The sequence below is a fragment of the Enterococcus sp. DIV1089c genome, from assembly GCF_050530965.1.
Taxonomy (GTDB): Bacteria; Bacillota; Bacilli; order Lactobacillales; family Enterococcaceae; genus Enterococcus_B; species Enterococcus_B hirae.
Window position 1 is genome coordinate 1,522,988 of the sequence record NZ_CP172888.1, and the last position, 18,005, is coordinate 1,540,992.

At 36.4% G+C, this 18,005-nt stretch carries 11 protein-coding genes and 1 pseudogene; 4 read left to right on the forward strand and 8 right to left on the reverse strand.

Translation table 11 applies throughout. From position 1 onward, the window contains the following. Window positions 1–123 precede the first annotated feature (123 nt). Entirely contained in the window at window positions 124–1,299 is a 1,176-nt protein-coding gene (locus IGL30_RS07200; RefSeq protein WP_123874732.1) for a helix-turn-helix transcriptional regulator, read from the forward strand. A gap of 258 nt (window positions 1,300–1,557) precedes the next feature. Here the strand turns inward: IGL30_RS07200 and IGL30_RS07205 are convergent. The 5 genes and pseudogenes from IGL30_RS07205 to IGL30_RS07225 form a co-directional block, all read right to left on the reverse strand. Beyond that, a pseudogene (locus IGL30_RS07205) lies at window positions 1,558–2,787 on the reverse strand (alpha/beta hydrolase); the annotation flags it as partial. Window positions 2,788–3,434: 647 nt separating this feature from the next. Beyond that, window positions 3,435–5,651, reverse strand: coding sequence for a putative mucin/carbohydrate-binding domain-containing protein (locus IGL30_RS07210; RefSeq protein ID WP_123874731.1), 2,217 nt, complete (start codon window positions 5,649–5,651; stop codon window positions 3,435–3,437). Between the two features lie 297 nt (window positions 5,652–5,948). Then, entirely contained in the window at window positions 5,949–6,830 is an 882-nt protein-coding gene (locus IGL30_RS07215) for a carbohydrate ABC transporter permease (protein ID WP_010719006.1), read from the reverse strand. Further along, window positions 6,827–7,696, reverse strand: a complete 870-nt coding sequence (locus tag IGL30_RS07220) for a carbohydrate ABC transporter permease (protein ID WP_010719005.1) — start codon at window positions 7,694–7,696, stop codon at window positions 6,827–6,829. Before IGL30_RS07220 ends, IGL30_RS07215 begins: the two co-directional genes overlap by 4 nt. Before the next feature lie 233 nt (window positions 7,697–7,929). Beyond that, on the reverse strand, window positions 7,930–9,219 hold the full coding sequence (locus IGL30_RS07225; protein WP_123874730.1) for an ABC transporter substrate-binding protein: 1,290 nt from the start codon (window positions 9,217–9,219) through the stop codon (window positions 7,930–7,932). 218 nt (window positions 9,220–9,437) lie between these two features. Here IGL30_RS07225 and IGL30_RS07230 point away from each other — a divergent pair, with 218 nt between their 5' ends. The 3 genes from IGL30_RS07230 (at window position 9,438) to IGL30_RS07240 (ending at window position 12,618) form a co-directional block, all read left to right on the forward strand. Next, entirely contained in the window at window positions 9,438–10,244 is an 807-nt protein-coding gene (locus IGL30_RS07230) for a response regulator (RefSeq protein WP_260221400.1), read from the forward strand. Between the two features lie 90 nt (window positions 10,245–10,334). Continuing rightward, the gene (locus IGL30_RS07235) at window positions 10,335–10,931 is read left to right on the forward strand and encodes a helix-turn-helix transcriptional regulator (protein ID WP_010719002.1); all 597 of its coding nucleotides are present in this window, start codon (window positions 10,335–10,337) and stop codon (window positions 10,929–10,931) included. Beyond that, on the forward strand, window positions 10,906–12,618 hold the full coding sequence (locus tag IGL30_RS07240; protein ID WP_123874729.1) for a cache domain-containing sensor histidine kinase: 1,713 nt from the start codon (window positions 10,906–10,908) through the stop codon (window positions 12,616–12,618). Before IGL30_RS07235 ends, IGL30_RS07240 begins: the two co-directional genes overlap by 26 nt. Window positions 12,619–12,912: 294 nt before the next feature. Here IGL30_RS07240 and IGL30_RS07245 read toward each other — a convergent pair whose 3' ends face one another. The 3 genes from IGL30_RS07245 to IGL30_RS07255 are packed head-to-tail and all read right to left on the reverse strand — an operon-like array spanning window position 12,913 to window position 17,966. Continuing rightward, the gene (locus IGL30_RS07245; protein ID WP_123874728.1) at window positions 12,913–13,866 is read right to left on the reverse strand and encodes a beta-galactosidase small subunit; all 954 of its coding nucleotides are present in this window, start codon (window positions 13,864–13,866) and stop codon (window positions 12,913–12,915) included. Beyond that, window positions 13,847–15,724 carry a glycoside hydrolase family 2 protein gene (locus IGL30_RS07250; RefSeq protein WP_088744887.1) on the reverse strand — a complete coding sequence of 626 codons (1,878 nt, stop codon included), beginning with the start codon at window positions 15,722–15,724 and terminating at the stop codon, window positions 13,847–13,849. The genes IGL30_RS07245 and IGL30_RS07250 overlap by 20 nt, the downstream gene beginning before the upstream one ends. A gap of 4 nt (window positions 15,725–15,728) precedes the next feature. Then, a complete protein-coding gene (locus IGL30_RS07255; protein ID WP_123874726.1) occupies window positions 15,729–17,966 on the reverse strand; it encodes an alpha-galactosidase in 2,238 nt (745 codons plus the stop codon). Window positions 17,967–18,005 lie beyond the last annotated feature (39 nt).

Consider the following 18,005-nt stretch of genomic DNA (forward strand, 5'->3'; position numbering starts at 1 on the left):
TATAAAGAATAAAAAACGAATTTTATATAAAAAAATTAGCATTTATACCAAAATATTCGCGCTATATAAAATTTATTCGTGTAAAATAAAAAGAAAGAATTCGTCACAAGGAGTATTTATATTATGACTACCGATACGATTAAAATAACTATGGATTTATTGTACCGAAAATATCTGATTCCGATGCTATTATTTGATGAAAACGGATATCTCATCCATCCAAAAAATTTAGAAGACTTACCAATCACGATCAGTACCTATTTTCCATTTAGAAAAACAGAGCAGATCCAGCTTTACCATACAACATCCTATTTATACGGCTATTTTTGTTTTAAATCTGAACAAAAGGAATATCAGATGATCATTGGCCCTTGCGGTATTATCGGTTCAAAAGAAACCTCTTGTTTTTTTATGGGACATGAGTACCATTATAATATTCATTATTCCAAAGAAGACAAGTATTCATTTGAAGAATATATCCAACTATTACACACGATTCTGACTCAGCGACCAACCAAAAAGGAAGAATTTATTTGGTACTTTCAACAAGAAAAAAATAAAAAAAATCTATCCACTGATTACAGCCTGGAAAATAATCTTTATGATCGACGGATCCACAAAGAAACCTTCGATTCGTATCATTTTGAATTACGCTATCTAGATTACATCAAACGAAACGAACCTGAAAAAGTCATTTGGGTCTTCAATAAAATGAAAGAAACCTATAAAGTCTCTTTATCCCCCTTTGAATTGGAAGGGTTGAAACTTAAATTTGCCTCGTTCGTAGCCATCGTTACCAGAATGAGTATTGAAGAAGGCGTACCGATCAATCAAGCCTTCGGTCTGTCCGACTCTTTGATTCAGGGACTGATTTATATCCACTCAGTCAAAGAATGTCTGCAATATATGAAAGAAGCAACTTTCCGTTTTATGGAACTTCTTCATAATTTTCCTTTAGCTCAAAAATCCATGTTAGTAAAAACGATTGTCAACCACATTGATAATCATTTATACGAACGCATCACCGTCGACGAGTTAGCTGCCATCACTGAAAAACATAAAGCACATATTTGCAGCCACTTCAAAAAAGAAATGGGGATTACCATTCACGAATACATTCAAGAAAAAAAGATAACCGAAGTAAAACATTTGTTATTGTTTACAGATCATTCTTACGATGAAATCAGTCACTTGCTTGCTTATTCTAGTCAAAGTCATTTTATTCAAGTGTTCAAAAAGGTCGCCGGCTGTACCCCAAAAGAATACAAAAGTATCCACTATGCCCATTCATTAGTCTGAAAATGCCTTAACTACTAAGTCGTTCTCCATTTATCTTGATCGTGATCAGATAGGTTCAATACTTTCATGTATGTATTTTTAACTGCTTTTGGTTTGAGTAAATGTAGTAAAAACAAGCCGAAGAACACTAAAATCAAGGAAATGATTTTAGATTCTTCGGCTTATTTCATCAACCTAATTATGCGTGGCGCTACTCTCTCGATCGTGTCAAACTTCGTCCCATTCCTCAGAAAGATCAATCATTTTTTCTTAATGTCTTTGACTTCCAAAAAGATAATTTAGAAAATTAGTGACATATGTTTGATACGCTACGGGATCAACTGATTGGGCTTCCCCATGTCCAGCTCCTGCTACAATCAACTTGACTTTATAGCCCCCGGAAAGATCATAGAGTTCATCCGCATTTTCATGAGGAACTACTTGATCAGCATCTCCGTGAATGATCAATTTGGGGATCGTTGTGGCCATACCAATTTCAGGTAGATTTTCATTCACATTCATTTTTAATTCTTGGTCAAAGTAATACTCTTTCAACAATCCCATATATAGATCTTCATGTTCTTCGTCTGCTACAATGTCAAATTCTTCCCCAAATATAGAACCTAATAAAGGCGCTACGGTATTTTTGTAGGTGTATCTAAGTTGTTCATCAATTGATTTAAATCCGCAATTCTCGATGATTCCTTTTACGTTTGCTGGGATATCCTTAGCTAATGTTGACATCATAGTTGCAGCCCCCATTGAGCCACCATAAAGTAAAATCTTTTGAGTCGGCTTAGTTCCTACTTCTCGATTGATCCAATAGAGCACATCATCTGACTCATATTGTCCATAAGTGACATAATCGCCCCCACTGTTTCCAGTGGCACGAGGGTCTACAAATAATAAATTATAGCCCGCATTGTAAAAGATATTATACTCATCCGTTACTGTCCCTAAATTCCAATTTCCTCGAAAACCACCATGAATCATCACCGTTACATCTGATTTTTGATCCACATAATAAGATTTCAACGTCATTAATTTTCCATCTTGCTTATTTACGGTCGTTCCTTCTAATTGAGTGGTATTAGGATAAAAACCTGTAGGCTCAGCAGGTGCCGTTCCATCATTCGCTGCACCAAGCAAGCTCATAAAACAACTGTCTTTTGCAAAAGCAATGTCATACATCGCACTGATTGTAATCAAACGTTTGATTACTTCTGGACTAACATCAAAGCGTTCTTTTACATTCACTTCTGAAATTTGGTCTGATATCAACGAAGAGAATTCACTTAGAAGTTTAAAAATATCTCCATTATACTCTTTGAAAACTTCAGTTATTTTATCTCGGATATAATTTAAATAAAGTTTTCCCTTGAAATTCTTGCCTTTACCGATTGCTTGAATGATCGCTTGCTCATCGTCAGATAGTCCAAGTGTTGTTGTTTTTACTTGCCCCTCGTTTCCTTTGTTGAGGGATTGAGAAACAGATGCAAGGCTTGTTCTTGCCAATAGTCCCTCTTGTTCCTTTCCGTAAACGATACTTGGTGTAGCACATCCTAACAATAAAATAGAAGCCAAAGTAATCATGCAACATTTATTTTTCATTCTACTCACTCCTTTATTTGATATTTCTATTCCAATGAAAGCGTAACCATTTTTATATCAAAAAAGAAGTGTTTGTTATATAAAAGAAGCTCTTTTAAAAAATTCTTGAGTAAATCTTAGGATCATTCAAGTCATTTATACTAGCATAGCCATTTAGCTAATATTTTATACTGGTCTTATTTTTATTACATCACTAAAACCAAACGCTTGTGATAAAACAAAAGAAGAGACTGAGACAACTTTTTTGTCCCAGTATCTTCTATTATATCTAAAAATGAATAAACGGTGTTTAAAGAGCTCTTGTTCACGACGAGATAAAAGCAGCATTTTCGAAAGATAAGCCGAAATTAATCAAAAATTGGAGAAGCACCAAGTAGATAACAATCGACAGAAAAAACTAGCGTTTGTGTTTCTTGGCAAGTTCCGGAATTTTTTTTGGTGCTTGATAATTAACACTTTCGTCTCAACCTCTAAGGTGCTAAGTTTTTTGCTAAAGACGATCAATTCGATAATTTTGACTGCTCATCTTGCCTGCTCATCATAAGCTATTTAAACAAAACATAATATTGGGACATATAATGTTCTGTATCTTTTGGAGATAGAGATTGTATGGCTGTCCATAATTGTTTTTTAGCCATTGATCTTTCCCACGCCATCGGTTTAATACCCTCAGCTTTTACTAATGAATTCCCTAATTTTTCAATTTTTTTCATAAGATCTTTTTCTGGATTATTGTTTAATCCAAGGTGTTTTAACCCATGTTCCGTAACTAGCCAGTGGTTAGTATTTTGTCCACGATCAATAAGATTTTCTGGACCTTTCAAACGATTTCTTGCTTCTGCATGGTAGATTTCTATGCTATCTCCTATCTCAAGCAACAAATGGTCATCGGTGAATCGTTCTGGTACGTCTCCATTAATCGATTTTTCATACCTAATTTTGCCATCCTGAGATTTGATGGTCACTTTTACATAAAGTTCATCTTTAAATAAATAATGAGGTTTTGGCATATTTAAGGTAAGTGTTGCTTCTCTTGAATTCAAATTCGTTCTTAATGAACCCGACCATTGATCACTAAAACCATAAAAGATAAAATCTTCATCGGCTAACTTGCTTATTTCAGCTTTGATAAATGAAAGAGAAGCATGGTTTTGGGTTTCCTTTACATAAACATAATTTTCGCTTGATAAATAATACTTCATTTGTTCACCAGAAAATTCTAAATGATAGACCCCGTTAGGAATATTTTTGAATGTCATTTTTTGTTGTACTGGTTGACTCGCTATAATAGTTGCTCCATCTTTTAATTCAACTTTGAGCCCTTCAAAGTTACTCAAATCGCTAGGAAGAATTTCAATGGTCAAATCACCAGCCAACCCTAAAGAGGCGATTTCCTCGTTAGTAACCAATTCAAAATTAGAATTGATCAAATAGTTTGAGTCAATCAATTGACGTGCACGCACCAACTCATTTTCAGAGACAATATCTGCCAATGAAGCCACAGCTGGATAACCTGCCACACGATTTTTTTCTGCTTGAAATTCATCAAGATACAACCCACGTTTTTTTAAGGCAGCAGAAAAATCCTGCTTACTATTTTCACTGTAGATACGATTCATTAAATTGGGTAATGTATATTCCCAATCTTTGAAATCACTCTGATTAGCCATTTTACGGTATTCCTGATATATCTTAGTGAAGGAGTCATTTCCAGCTTTTTGTTTGAGCATCGTTAATAAAATCAGTTGTTCACGCACATCGACATCATGGTAAGTGTCTCCATCACGGATCAACTTATCATATAGCTTGTTTTCGACTTCTTCTTTTTTACCTAAATTAAACAACCAACCGATGTCATCTGCTTTTTTTCCATATTTTTCATACTGATATTGGACCCCAAATAAATTATTTGACACTTCGCCAGTATACATATCTTGCCCATCAAAACCAGCTTGATAACCGTGAGCAATTTCATGTAATGTTGCCCAACTTAGTTCTTTCAACCACATATCTGTCGTAGGTTCACTATTAGCTGTCCAATCACCCCCATAATAAGCAGCACCTGCGCCAGAATCATCTGCCTTTAAAAAGTAACGATTCGCGCCGTTCTGATTTTCTGGTGCGGAACCATCAAAACCAGCGATACCGTTAAATAAAGCAAAAATACCGTGATGATACTCAATCAACGCATCAATTGATGGAAAATCTTTTAAGTTTCTCACTAGTTCTTTGTCCAATTTGGGTACGAGTAATTGGAAATCTACTCCTTGAATTAGCGCATACTCTGCATCCTCCGTATCCCACATTGAAAAAAACATGGTCTCATTCCCATGATATTCATAAACAGGTAACGCTTTCATTTCTTTGGAAGTCACCACTTCGTATTCGATCTGTGCTGATCCTTCTCCGTACGGTGTATCAATAAATGGAACCAAGGGCTCATCTGCACGTATACTTACCCAATTTGATCCAACTTCGATACTTTTTTCATTCTTTTTATCGTTTCCTAGTAGTCGCAATTTTAACTTATTCTTGAAATGAGCATTTGTCTGTCTCATTCTCAATTCGGTATTTTCGCTTAAGATAAAACCTAGATCCTGACGATCATGGTTTTTCCCTTTACTCATCCCTGAGTTGAAGATCCACGTCGGCTCCGGAATACTAAAAATCTCTTTTGACGTGACTTCTTGCGCCCCAACATTGGCTGAAAGTACAAAGATACCAAACACAAACAACAACAGACTAACCGCATATTTTTTCATTTACCTCACTCCTTAAAATTATTTTATGAACAAAAAAATAATTATCCATTCATTACGAAAACGTTATCTTTTGTACAATTCAATTATAAATAACAACTAAATAAATAGCAACAATATAATATTTATAATTTTTTATCCTTACAACCTATAATAATTACAGTTATTTAAATAATTAACCATAAATATATTTTTGATACAAAATGTTATTTAAAAAAGAAAAAAAGCTCTCCCTTAGTGGGACAGCTTTTCCTATACATTTAAAGTTTATACCAAACTAATTTTATCATCGAGTCGCGTTTACTTGACAGAACCGATCATTCCTTGAACAAATTGTTTTTGTAAAACAAAGAACACGATAGCTGTTGGCAATGTTGCAATCACAAGCCCGGCCATAATCATTCCGTAATCTGGTGTATAAGAGGCTCCCATGGCAGATAAAACTAATGGGACCGTACGCTTATCTGGTGATTGTAATGCAACTAAAGGCCAAAGATAGTTATTCCAGCTACTCATAAAAGTAATGATTGCAGCAGCTGCATACGTATTTTTAGCAGTGGGTAGGTAGACACGGAAAAATATACTTAATTCTTTTAATCCATCTAAACGTGCAGCTTCTACTAAATCTTTAGGAAACGCTTTAACATTTTGTCGAAAGAAGAAGATCAAAAAAGCTGTACTTACTGAAGGCAAAATGACGACTAAGAAGCTATTAATCCCTAAGATCGTTCCGTTTAAATTAGAAAACATGCGGTACAAAGGAATCATCAACGCAGCAAAAGGAACCATCATCGATAAAAGCAAAATCGTAAATAATCGTTCTTTTTTTCGACTTTTATAGATCTCAAACCCATAACCAGCCATAGATGAAATCAACAAAGCTAAGACCGTTGTTACAATAGCGATCAAAGCTGAATTCCACAATGAGCGTGCAAAGTTTAAGTCATTTGAAAAAAGATTCTGGAAGTTGACAACTAAATGGCTACCGATCTTTAATTTTCCGGCAGTAATATCGATAGGTGTATTCGTCATTCCTAAGATCATCCAAACAAAAGGAAAAATCGAAATAAATGAAATCACGCTCAAAGAGGCATATTTAAAAACAGCTAACCAATCGAATGTTTTAGTCGCTTTTTTTTCATTCTCTTTAAGAAGTACTTTGTTTTCTGCTTGATCTATCACGCTTTTTCACCTCCGACTTTCGTTTGAATGATTGATAACAGTACAATAAAGACTACGATCACAAATGAAACCGCCGCAGCATAACCAAAATTCGGTGTAAATTTATAACTTAAATTGTAAATATACTGAGATAGCGTAGTTGTTGCATTTGCTGGTCCACCACCCGTAATATTTTGTACTTCATCAAAGAGTTGCAACGTACCGATCGTTGATGTGATTGACGTAAACAAAATAATTGGTTTTAAGTTAGGAATCGTGACTTTGATCAATTGTTGCCACTTAGATGCGCCATCGATTTCTGCTGCTTCATAAATTGCTGGATCAATATTTTGCATTCCTGATAAAAAGAAAATCATGTTATAACCTGTCCAACGCCATGTAATCGAAATGATGATTAATACTTTCGCCCAAACTGGATGAGTCAGCCAGCCAATTGGCATATCGATCAAGCCGATCGTCATCAAAAAATTATTCACTAATCCCGATTGAGAAAACAAGCTTTTCATAATAAGCGAATAGCTAACCATGGATGTGATACAAGGTAAAAAAATCGCTGTCCGGAAGAATCCTTTCATTTTAAGCTTTTTATCATTTAATAAATTAGAGACAAATAAAGCTAAAAACAACATAATCGGTACTTGTACCAATAAATATAAAAAGGTGTTAAAAAAAGCCTTTTTGAAGGTCGCATCATTCAACATGCGTTGATAATTCCCCAAACCATTAAAACTCATATTAACTGGGGGACCACTTTGAAATGAAGTGATCAGCGCTAAAATCATTGGGATAAATACCATGATCGAGATCATCAGAACTGGTAAAACAAGAAACGCATTTCCGTTCTTGAAAAAATCTTTTTGTTTCATCTGCTTTGCTCACTTTCGTTACGTTCATCTTCGTTTTATCTGTCATTTAAGCATCGTCTCACAAATCCTCCCTCTTAACTAATTGTCTGAGTAAATGACAGCGTCCTCACGAAAATTCTACGGTATTGATTGAAACTATTTTTAATAGATAGCAAATTTGTGTGACTGATGACCGTTCAAAAATCACCAGCCAACACAAATTTGATCCTCTAAATCAATTCATTTCACTCTGCTTAATTGGCTAACTGTGCTTCTACTTGTTTTTGCGTATCTGCCAAGACTTTATCAGTATCTTCTCCATTGATGATTCGGTGTAATGACTCTGCTACAACTGCTTCGATTGCATAGGTTTCTTGTCCATAATTAACTTGTGGAATTTCCGCTGTCCATTTAGAAAAGTCTTCAAACACCTTTTGACTACTATAGAATTCAGAAGACTCTTGATAAGCAGGTTGATCTTTTGCACTTAACATGGTAGAAACTAACCCGATTTCTTTCGCTAAGGTTCCCATCAAGTCTTCGTTAGTCGCAAAGGTCTTCTTCAAGAAGTCTTTCGCATTTTCTTCGCCTGAAACACCTTTGATCACATACCACCCAGCTCCGCCTAAATTAGAAGCTTGTGCTTTTTGCATATTGGCAGGTAATGAAGGTGTCGGTGCAATTGCCCATTTCCCTGATTGATCTTCAGCACCTTGGATCGTTGAGGAATACCAAGCACCAATTGGACTGGATGCAACAGCCCCTGATTGAATAGCCGTGACACCTGCATTCCAATCTGAAGTTTGTTCCACTAGATCTTCTTTAAGTAGTGTAGCAAATAGATTTAATCCATATTTCAATGATTGGTTATCTTTGATCGTAACCGTCTTTCCATCTTCCGAAGTGTACCATTCACCAGCTTCTTGCATGATCATACGGACACGTCCAAGATCTGAGGGATTCACTTCAGTAATTTTTTTACCCGTTTTTGCTTTAACATCTCGAGCAACTTGTAAATAGTCATCCCAACTTAAATTCTGCATATCTGCTTGACTGTAACCGGCTTCTTCTAACAAATCTGTTCGATAAAAATTAGCCGTAACACCTGAATCAAATGGAACGCCATAAATTTGATCATCGATCTTATTAACCGCAAATTTATACGAAGCAAAATTGGATTCATCTACGATATCGGTTAACTCAGAAAATGCGTCCGGATAAGAATTCAAATAACCTTGAATACGATAATCCTCAATCAACACGATATTCGGTAATCCATCCGTATTTCCACTGGCTAATGCTGTATTTAACTTTTGTACGATATCATCTTGTGACATCGTAACGACATCCACTTCGACATCTTTATTGTCATAGACTTTTTTTGCTTCATTGACTGCTTTGATATTAAACGTTTCATCCCATGCCCAAACACTGATTTTATTTTCATCTTTCGTTGCTGAATTTGAGGAACTCCCACATCCCGCAAACAAAACTGCTGCTGAAGCTAAAAGCGTCGCACTTGCTACTAATTTTTTGAATTTCATATCCAACCCTCCTTTTTCATTTTTATTCTTTACATGTGAATCATACCAAAAAATGTAATCGTTTTCTTGATTTCTAAAAGAGTTCCAAAAAATATCCCAAAATAAGAAAAAATCACAAATTTAGATTTCAAATTTTTTTATTTTGAGTAATTCATCTTGCTTTTCTGCCAATTAAACCGTATTTTAAAAAGAGAAACTGTTTAAAAGGTGGAACAAGCTTGATTAATTTATTATTGATCGACGATGAAAAAACAATCTTACATGGCATAGTCAATTTGGTTGATTGGTCAAACCACGGATTCCAAATTAAAGGCGCTTTTTCAAACTCATTGGAAGCGCTTGATTTTTTCTCTATTCATTCTAATGATATTGATATTGTCATTACTGATCTTATCATGCCTGAACTGGATGGGATTGAACTTGCTCGCCTCTTAAAAAAAAGCAAGCCTGATATTCAAATATTAGTGTTATCAAGCCATGATGAGTTTCAACTAGTGAAAGACTCTTTTAAAGAAGGCGTATCCGATTATTTACTTAAACCAAAATTGAATCCAGAAAACCTGCTTTCTGCTTTGAACCATTTGGTTAAAAAAGGCCAAAAAAATCTAGACTCTAAATTCTCTCTAGATAGTGCTTTAACACAATATTTCTCTGGACAAAAAACAACGATATCTAACGATCCTTTTCATTTCCCGTTATTTTACATCGTCTATAGCGAAATGGATGATTTAGCTCCACTAGCTTCTCTAAAAAGTAACGAAGAACGAGCTGAACCCTGGATTGATTGTCAGCCTTTTACCACTCTCGACTATGAATATGGTTGCTTACTAAATGCTTCTTCCATGGATTGTTTCGAACAAATTCAGACTTCTTTGCGTGAATATGCGCAAAAATCTGATGCATTATTGATTATTTCCTCTTGTTTAGAGCTAAGTGAGCTGTTCGATTGTTTTCAAAGATTAAAAAAATTAGGCAAAGGACAACGTTTTTATCAGAAAAGTGCTGGTGTTGTATCGGAAGAATAATTAGTCCCTTTGATTCCACACTTTGATCAGAGCACGAAAAGCTACTTAACAAAGATTGTCAACAAAGATTATGTATCCGCTATCAGAGAAATGAAATCAGCGATTGAGACTCTGATCGCTTTAAAAATTGACCCTTTATTTTTAAAACACGAAACAATCAATCGTCTCTACGCACTCATCAATGCTTTAGAAGATGGTCAAACGACGAAAGAATTGACGACATTAAAAATTACGTTACCAACACTTATAACGAACGTCGCCACCATCGAAGATTTTTCCATTACGTTTACTAAAATCATCACTCAATTGATGCGTTGGAGCACGCCGGAAAAGAATGAAAACTCAGAAATTCTGACAGCGATCTATGATTATGTTCAAGAAAATTATCATCAAGATATTTCCTTGCAAATCATCTCCGAAAAATTTCATTTTTCCTATAGTTATTTATCTACCATGTTTACCGAGAAATATGGGATTAGCTTCACTAAATATCTAAAAAAAGTCCGGATACAACATGCTAAACGGCTTTTGCTTGAGACAACCGAGCCACTTTCACAAATCTCTTACCAAGTAGGATTTGCTGAACTTGGTTATTTCTCAAGAGTATTCAAGGAAGAAACTGGGCTAAATCCTTCTCAATATCGAAAAGGAAGTTTGAAACATGAAGAAAAAATTCAAAGAGTATGAACTAGTTACAAAACTACTGGTTGTCCTAGTCATTGCGCTTCTTACTCAAGCGATTATTCTGTCCTTCTTCATTTATGATCGATCCAAAAACGCTTATATCCATCTATTTGATAAATCGAATGAACTAACGCTTGGCAAAATACAACGTGATTTTGAACGATTGAATGATAATATCGAAAATACCTTAACGATGGTCGCTAACAACCCTGCAGTCGAAAATTATTTCTCTAACGATCCGCACTCTTCGTTAGATAACTACGCAAATGTAAAAACAATCCAACAAATGAACCGAAGCTTTACTTCGATCTCTCCTTCCATCAATTACGATCTGATGATCTATGGTGAAAGTGGACATACCTTCGTTGGAAACGAGATGCTTGCCAGTATGGATGCTGCGGCATTCATGAGATCTGATGTCGTACAAAAAGCAAAGGCACATAAAGCATCGACCCAAATGTTCTTTGTCGACTTTGGTTTGACTACTCGTGACCAAACAAAAAGCAGCATCCTATTCATTAAGAAATTGACTTCCTCGTTGAATCATATTTATGGGTATGCTGTCATTGCGATAACTGCAGATGAGCTAGCGAATTTATTCAATGAAACGATCCATTCGGAGGTCTCCAAAATCTATCTCATCAATGAAGCAAATCAAATCATTACCTCCAATGAAACTGGCATGATTGGTGCCAAAACCAACTTGTTAAATGATTTAAATACCAATGAAACAAAAACAGTTGATTATAATCGTTTAACACGTGTTCCATTATATCGACAAAACTTAGCTTTGATTAGTAAAGTAAATATTCGTTCACTAGTCAATCAAATGGGACTGATTGTTCCGATCGTCCTTTTTAATTTGATGACTTTAATGGTAGTTGGTGCTATTGTCTTTCGCTATATGAACCGTCAGACGAAGTCGATTTATGCCTTGATTCAGTCCTTAAAACATATCAAAAAAATTCCTAATAATACCCAAGTAGACGTTCAAGGGACCTACGAAACAAAGACTTTAGGCACTACAATCAATCAACTATTAACAACGATCGATGAGAACTATTTTACTTCAATTGAAAACGAAAAGAAAAAACGCCAATTAGAGATTCAAACGATGCAAGCCCAAATCCAGCCTCACTTTATCTACAATACGTTAACTAGTCTAAAATTTTTGATCTGGCAAAAAGAAAATCAAAAAGCAATTCATGGAATCGATCATTTTATTGATTTGTTGAGAAGTACCATTGGGAAAAAAGCAGAAACAATCACTGTCGAAGAAGAATTAAAAAGTGTGCAAAGCTATATCCATATTCTTTCATTGAGATATGGTGATGATATCGCCACTCGGATCATGGTCCCCGATGAACTATACCCTTTTAAAGTGCCCAATATGATGATCCAGCCAATTATCGAGAATGCTTTTTTACATGCTTTTCAAACAAAAAAAAGTGGGTTTATTACTTTATTCGGAAAAATTCATGAAACACAATTGATCTTTGAAATCGTAGATAACGGTGATGGATTTGATACAAATCAAAAGAAAAAAAACAAGGACTATTTTTCTGGAATCGGCGTCAAGAATGTGAACGAGCGAATCAAATTTCTTTACGGCACAGAGTATGGATTGCAGATCCAATCGATTATGGGTGTTGGTACAACGGTAAAAATCACATTGCCATTAATCAGTTAATTCAAAAATAAACAATTCAGTTAGTTGATACTTATAAGCAATAGACGCTGCCCTTCTAAGATAGATGATTTTAGAAAAGCAACGTCTATTTGTCTATGGTTTTATATTTTTCGTGTCTGCTAATAATATGAAAAGCTATTGTTCTTTACCGATACTTAGCTATCAATCCTTCCTCTAGATAGACAGCATTCAAGCATCAGCTCCTTGAAATAAGTCTAAATTTTTTTAACATGAAAAGGTGTTTTAAAAAATTGCCTCTTATTTGCTCGGAGCTGACCGCTTCTTTCACGACCTTTACTTCACGATAAAACTAAATTCATGGTCTTCTTCCGCTGAAATATGATACGCTTCTTCAACATCTGCTCCCCAGCTGTTGATTCCTCCTACACCACGTACCTTCCCTTGAATCACTAAGACGGTTCTTCTAGCTGGTGGTAACTCTTCAAGATGCGTAGCATTTTCTAATTCTTCGGCTTTATAAGGGAGAGCTGAAAATGCAAAATCGCCGTTCACTTGTTCAAAGCGTAATGAAAATTCCTCCTTTCCTTGATCCGCATTATTCATCGTAGAATCTCTAGTGATTTCTAGCCATTTCGTCTTCATATGGACACCACAATCTTGTGGCACGAGATAGGGAGTCACTGGTAAACCAGTTACTTTATAAGTACCCTCGATTCCTCCTGCCATTCGATCTGGATACGTTTCTCCTGATAGTCCTTCATATTCAAAATATTTCGCTTTGGTTGGCATAATAAAGCGAAAACCTAATAAAGGTAATTCAGGCAGCCCTTGCTGTCCATGATAAAAGACAGAAATTTTCATTTCCCCATTAAATTGTACTTCATAGTTGACTATGACTTCTGTTTTGGGCACCGTATTGATTTCTAACGTGAATTTGATCGCTGCTGATTGCGCATATTCATGATTGGAATAGCGATTATTGATCGGAGCAATTGGCTGTTCGATTGGTTTTTGATCAATGGAAACTTGAACATTTTTTACTTTCGGGTACATCCCAGCCCCTAGCCACATGGACGAACGATAGCCAAACCCATTCCCTCGATCATTATCCGTCAAAGCCCGCCAAAACGTCGGCAGCGTTTCTCGATACAACCATTCTTTCCCATTTTTATTTAAGGATTCCAACCCACCTCTTGTATAGGAAAAGATATAATGAAATCCTTCACCTTTTAAAGCAAATGTACAATCTCCATAAATAATCTTCATTTTAATCGCTGTATTTTCCATAATAATACCTTACCTCCTGTAATGCCGGTTTTTCTTGACCATCAGAAAAGACGATCCCGTTACCTGAAAATTCATAATCACTTGGACGATCATCAAAGTCCCCACCGTATCTCATTACTTTTTGTTTCGTCAATGGATCGATCACTTGAATCGCTTGATCTTTAAAGTCCCAAATATAGCCACCTTGATACATTGGGTATCGATCTAATAATTCCATGTAAGAATTCAATCCTCCCAACGAATTCCCCATGTCATGCATGTATTCACATAAAATGAAAGGCTTTTTCCCATCATTTTCAAGGTAATCACAGATATCTGTTGGCGTAGCATACATGCAACTCTTGACATCAGAAATCGAATCTTCGAATGCAGGATTAGGGAAATTTCCTTCATAGTGAACAAGGCGATCGGGATCTTTTTCTTTAAAGTAATCATTCATCAAACGAATATTCTCTTCTGCGTAAGATTCATTTCCTAAAGACCAGAATAAAATACTCGTATGGTTCTTGAATGTCTCAAAATTTGTCTGTGCTCTGTCAAGAACGATCTCCCGCCATTGAGGAACGTTACCCGGTACATTGTAAGACGGCTCAAACGCGCCCATCTTTTGCCAAGAACCATGAGATTCCAGATTGGTCTCTGCCATCAAGTGAATCCCCGCCTGATCACAAAGATAATACCAAGGGATTTGATTTGGATAATGTGAGGTTCTAACCCCATTGATATTCGCATGTTTAATGATTTCTAGATCTTTCTTCATATCCATCAAATCGATAGCTCTTCCTTTTTCAGGATGCCATTCATGTCGATTGACACCGTTGATGATCAAACGTCGGTCATTCAAATAAATGATCCGCTCTTTGATCTCGATCTTTCTAAAACCAAATGGATAGTAACTATACTCCGTCACCCCAGTATCATCAAACGTTTCAAATTCGGCGGTGTATAAATTGGGTTGAAAATGATCCCATAAAGTAATTTTATCTACTGGAATATGCAACGAGATTTGTTCTTCGATTCTCACTTCTTCTTGATGGATCTCTTCTCCTTTGCAATTGAGGAGTCGGACACGTAGCTTTCCGTTTGAAGTAAGATTTTCAATAGTCAAGTCGATATCTACCCAACCGCTTTGAAAAGAGGGATCAACTTGAGGTTTGATCCACATATCCTCTATATGATTTTTCCCTCTGGCGATCAATGAAACATCTCTAAAAATCCCAAAGAAACGGAAAAAATCTTGGTCTTCGAGAAAAGCGGCACTACTTCTTTTATGGACTTCTACCGCTAAACGATTCTCTTCTTCCAGATAAGGAGTTAAATCAAATTCAGAAGGCGTGAAAGAATCTTCTGCATAGCCGACAAAGTGCCCATTTAACCAGACATACATTGCCTGTTCGACACCTTCAAATCGAATGGTGATCGCCTTTTCTTTCATTTCTTCATTTAAAGTAAAGTTCGTCACATATGAGCCAACTGGGTTATACTCGGCTTGAGAAAACATCCCCTCGGCTTCTTCCTTACCAGCGGTTGTATAAGCCGGACGTCTAAACTCATGCCCTTCCCATGGATACATCGTATTGATGTAGTGGATCTTGTCGTATCCTGCTAGTTCGATATGCCTAGGAACATCAATCTGATCGAAGCCACTGTTATCAAATTCCTTTTCAAAAAAATTCACTGGACGTTCTAAAACATTGCGGGAATAGCAAAATTGCCACTTCCCATTCAGCGATTGGATTCTGGTATTTCCTGTTTCCACTTCTTCTTTAGCACCATAAATAACATGATCACTATGGGCTTTCCTTTGATTTACTCGATACACTTGCGGATCATCTAACCATTCAATCAATGCGTTCATTTTTCTATTCTCCTTCGTCTATACTCATAAAATGAATCAATTCTGTTTGAAAATCGCCATAAAAATCCGGGAAATAAAGACCTATTGTCATTAATTCCGATCCTGAATATACTTTGCCATCTATCTGGTTCTGGTATAGTTTTTCTTCGCTTAGTCCAACAAGGCGTACCTCATGAAATTCGGGCTGTGCATTTGCCAACCGACGATTTATAAATAAGAGGACTTCCTGTTGGTTTTTTGAAACAAATTCCCAGGAAGCAATATTTTGCTCAAAGGGATTTTGTAAACGATAGAAATCACCATATTGGACTGTCTGTCTGATTTTTTTATAAATTTCTACCTGTGCGGCTACTTCCTGCTTTTCCTCACTAGATAATTTTGTTAGATCGAGTTCATATCCAAACACCCCGCCCATGGCCACATCTCCACGTGTTTTTAAACTGGTGACTCGACCCGTTTGATGATTAGGAACAGCTGATACATGGGCAGTCATAGCTGAAATAGGATAAGCTAAGCTTGTCCCATATTGGATATTGATACGTTCAACCGCATCTGTATTGTCACTAGTCCAAGACTGTGGCATATAATAAAGCAGCCCTGCATCGAACCGTCCACCACCACCAGAACATCCTTCCCAAAGGATATGAGGATAGTCGTTTGTTAAGTTTTCCATCATCTCATATAATCCTAATAGATAACGATGCAAAACTTCCCCTTGGTTTTGTTTGCCCAATGACACCGAATAGACATCAGATAGCGATCGATTCATATCCCATTTGATATAGTCGATCTCCACACTGTCTAACAAATGCCGTAACTGTGTTTCAATCGTCTGCCGGACTTCTTTTCGGGTAAAATCAAGGACGTGTTGAGATCTAGAAGCTGATGGTTGACGACCTGGTTCTTTCATCATAAATTCGGGATGATCCCGATTTAATTGAGAGTCGCTGGAAACCATTTCAGGCTCAACCCACAAGCCAAACTTTAGTCCTTTTTGGTGAACATAGTCAGCGATCCCTTTTAAGCCATTTTTCAATTTCCCTTGATATTCAAACCAGTCTCCTAGAGAAGATTGGTCCGAATCTCTTTTCCCAAACCAGCCGTCATCTAAAACAAACATCTCTATCGCTAATTCGTTTGCTTCATCAACGATCGCTTCGATCTTTTTGCTCGTAAAGTCAAAATAAGTCGCTTCCCAATTGTTGACTAGGATCGGACGTTCTTGGTATTGGAATCGCCCTCTTGCTACTCGTTCCCGTAATAAATGATGGGTCACTTGACTCATCCCATTCAACCCTTGATCAGAATAAGTTAAGAGTATTTCCGGTGTTTGGAAGCTTTCATATGGTTGTAACTCCCAAGAAAAATTATAGGGATTGATCCCACCGATCACTCTAAATTGTTGAATGGCATCTTTTTCAATCTCAAAGGAATGATTTCCCGAATAAACAAGATGGATCCCAATCGCTTCCCCTGTGAATTCAGTTGTTGCATGATTTGTCAAGGCAATGAATGAATTCATCTGATGACTGCTTGAACCACGACGGCTTTCAAATGATTTGATGCCATCTGTTATGCTTTGTCTAGAAATCTGCCTTTCTTTGACATGCGCTCCTGGTAAGGCAATCACTTCATCAAACCGGCCTGAATTCGTAAAATCAAGTTGAAAAGAGGCTGCTTTTTCAATCATCACTGGATCATTGGTTTCATTTCTTACCTTCAGCGAACGTGTAATCACTGCTCTTTCTCGATAAATCGTATAGGAAAGATCCACGTAAATCTTTTCTTCACGATCTTTCAACGTCACGATCAACGTTTCTGCCTCTGTATCATTCTTGATATACGCTTGCGGTAATCCAGATAAATTTGGCTTTCCTTCTTGGATCTGAAAACTTTCATAACGTAGATCAAGCAGATTTGATCCATTTTCTCGACGAATCATCAAGGCAGGTAATCGATAATCCATCCCTCCGTGCCCTGAATACTCTTGTGGTAATGTATCTTTTGAATACGTTCGATCTTCATTTAAGGGGACGTTCCCAGAAAAGCCACGATCTCTGCGAGGATATTTTTTATGATTATGATAATGGGTCGTTCTTTTACCAAAATAAACATGAGCCAGAACTTCACTTTCTTCAATTTGAAGAATATAGGAAATTTCTGAATTGGATAGATGAAATACTTTTTCCTGTTCGTCAAATGTGATTAAAGCTACTCTTTGATTCTTCATCACTTGTTCCATTGTTTCACCTCTCAAATAAATAGTAACCGTTTACTTTTG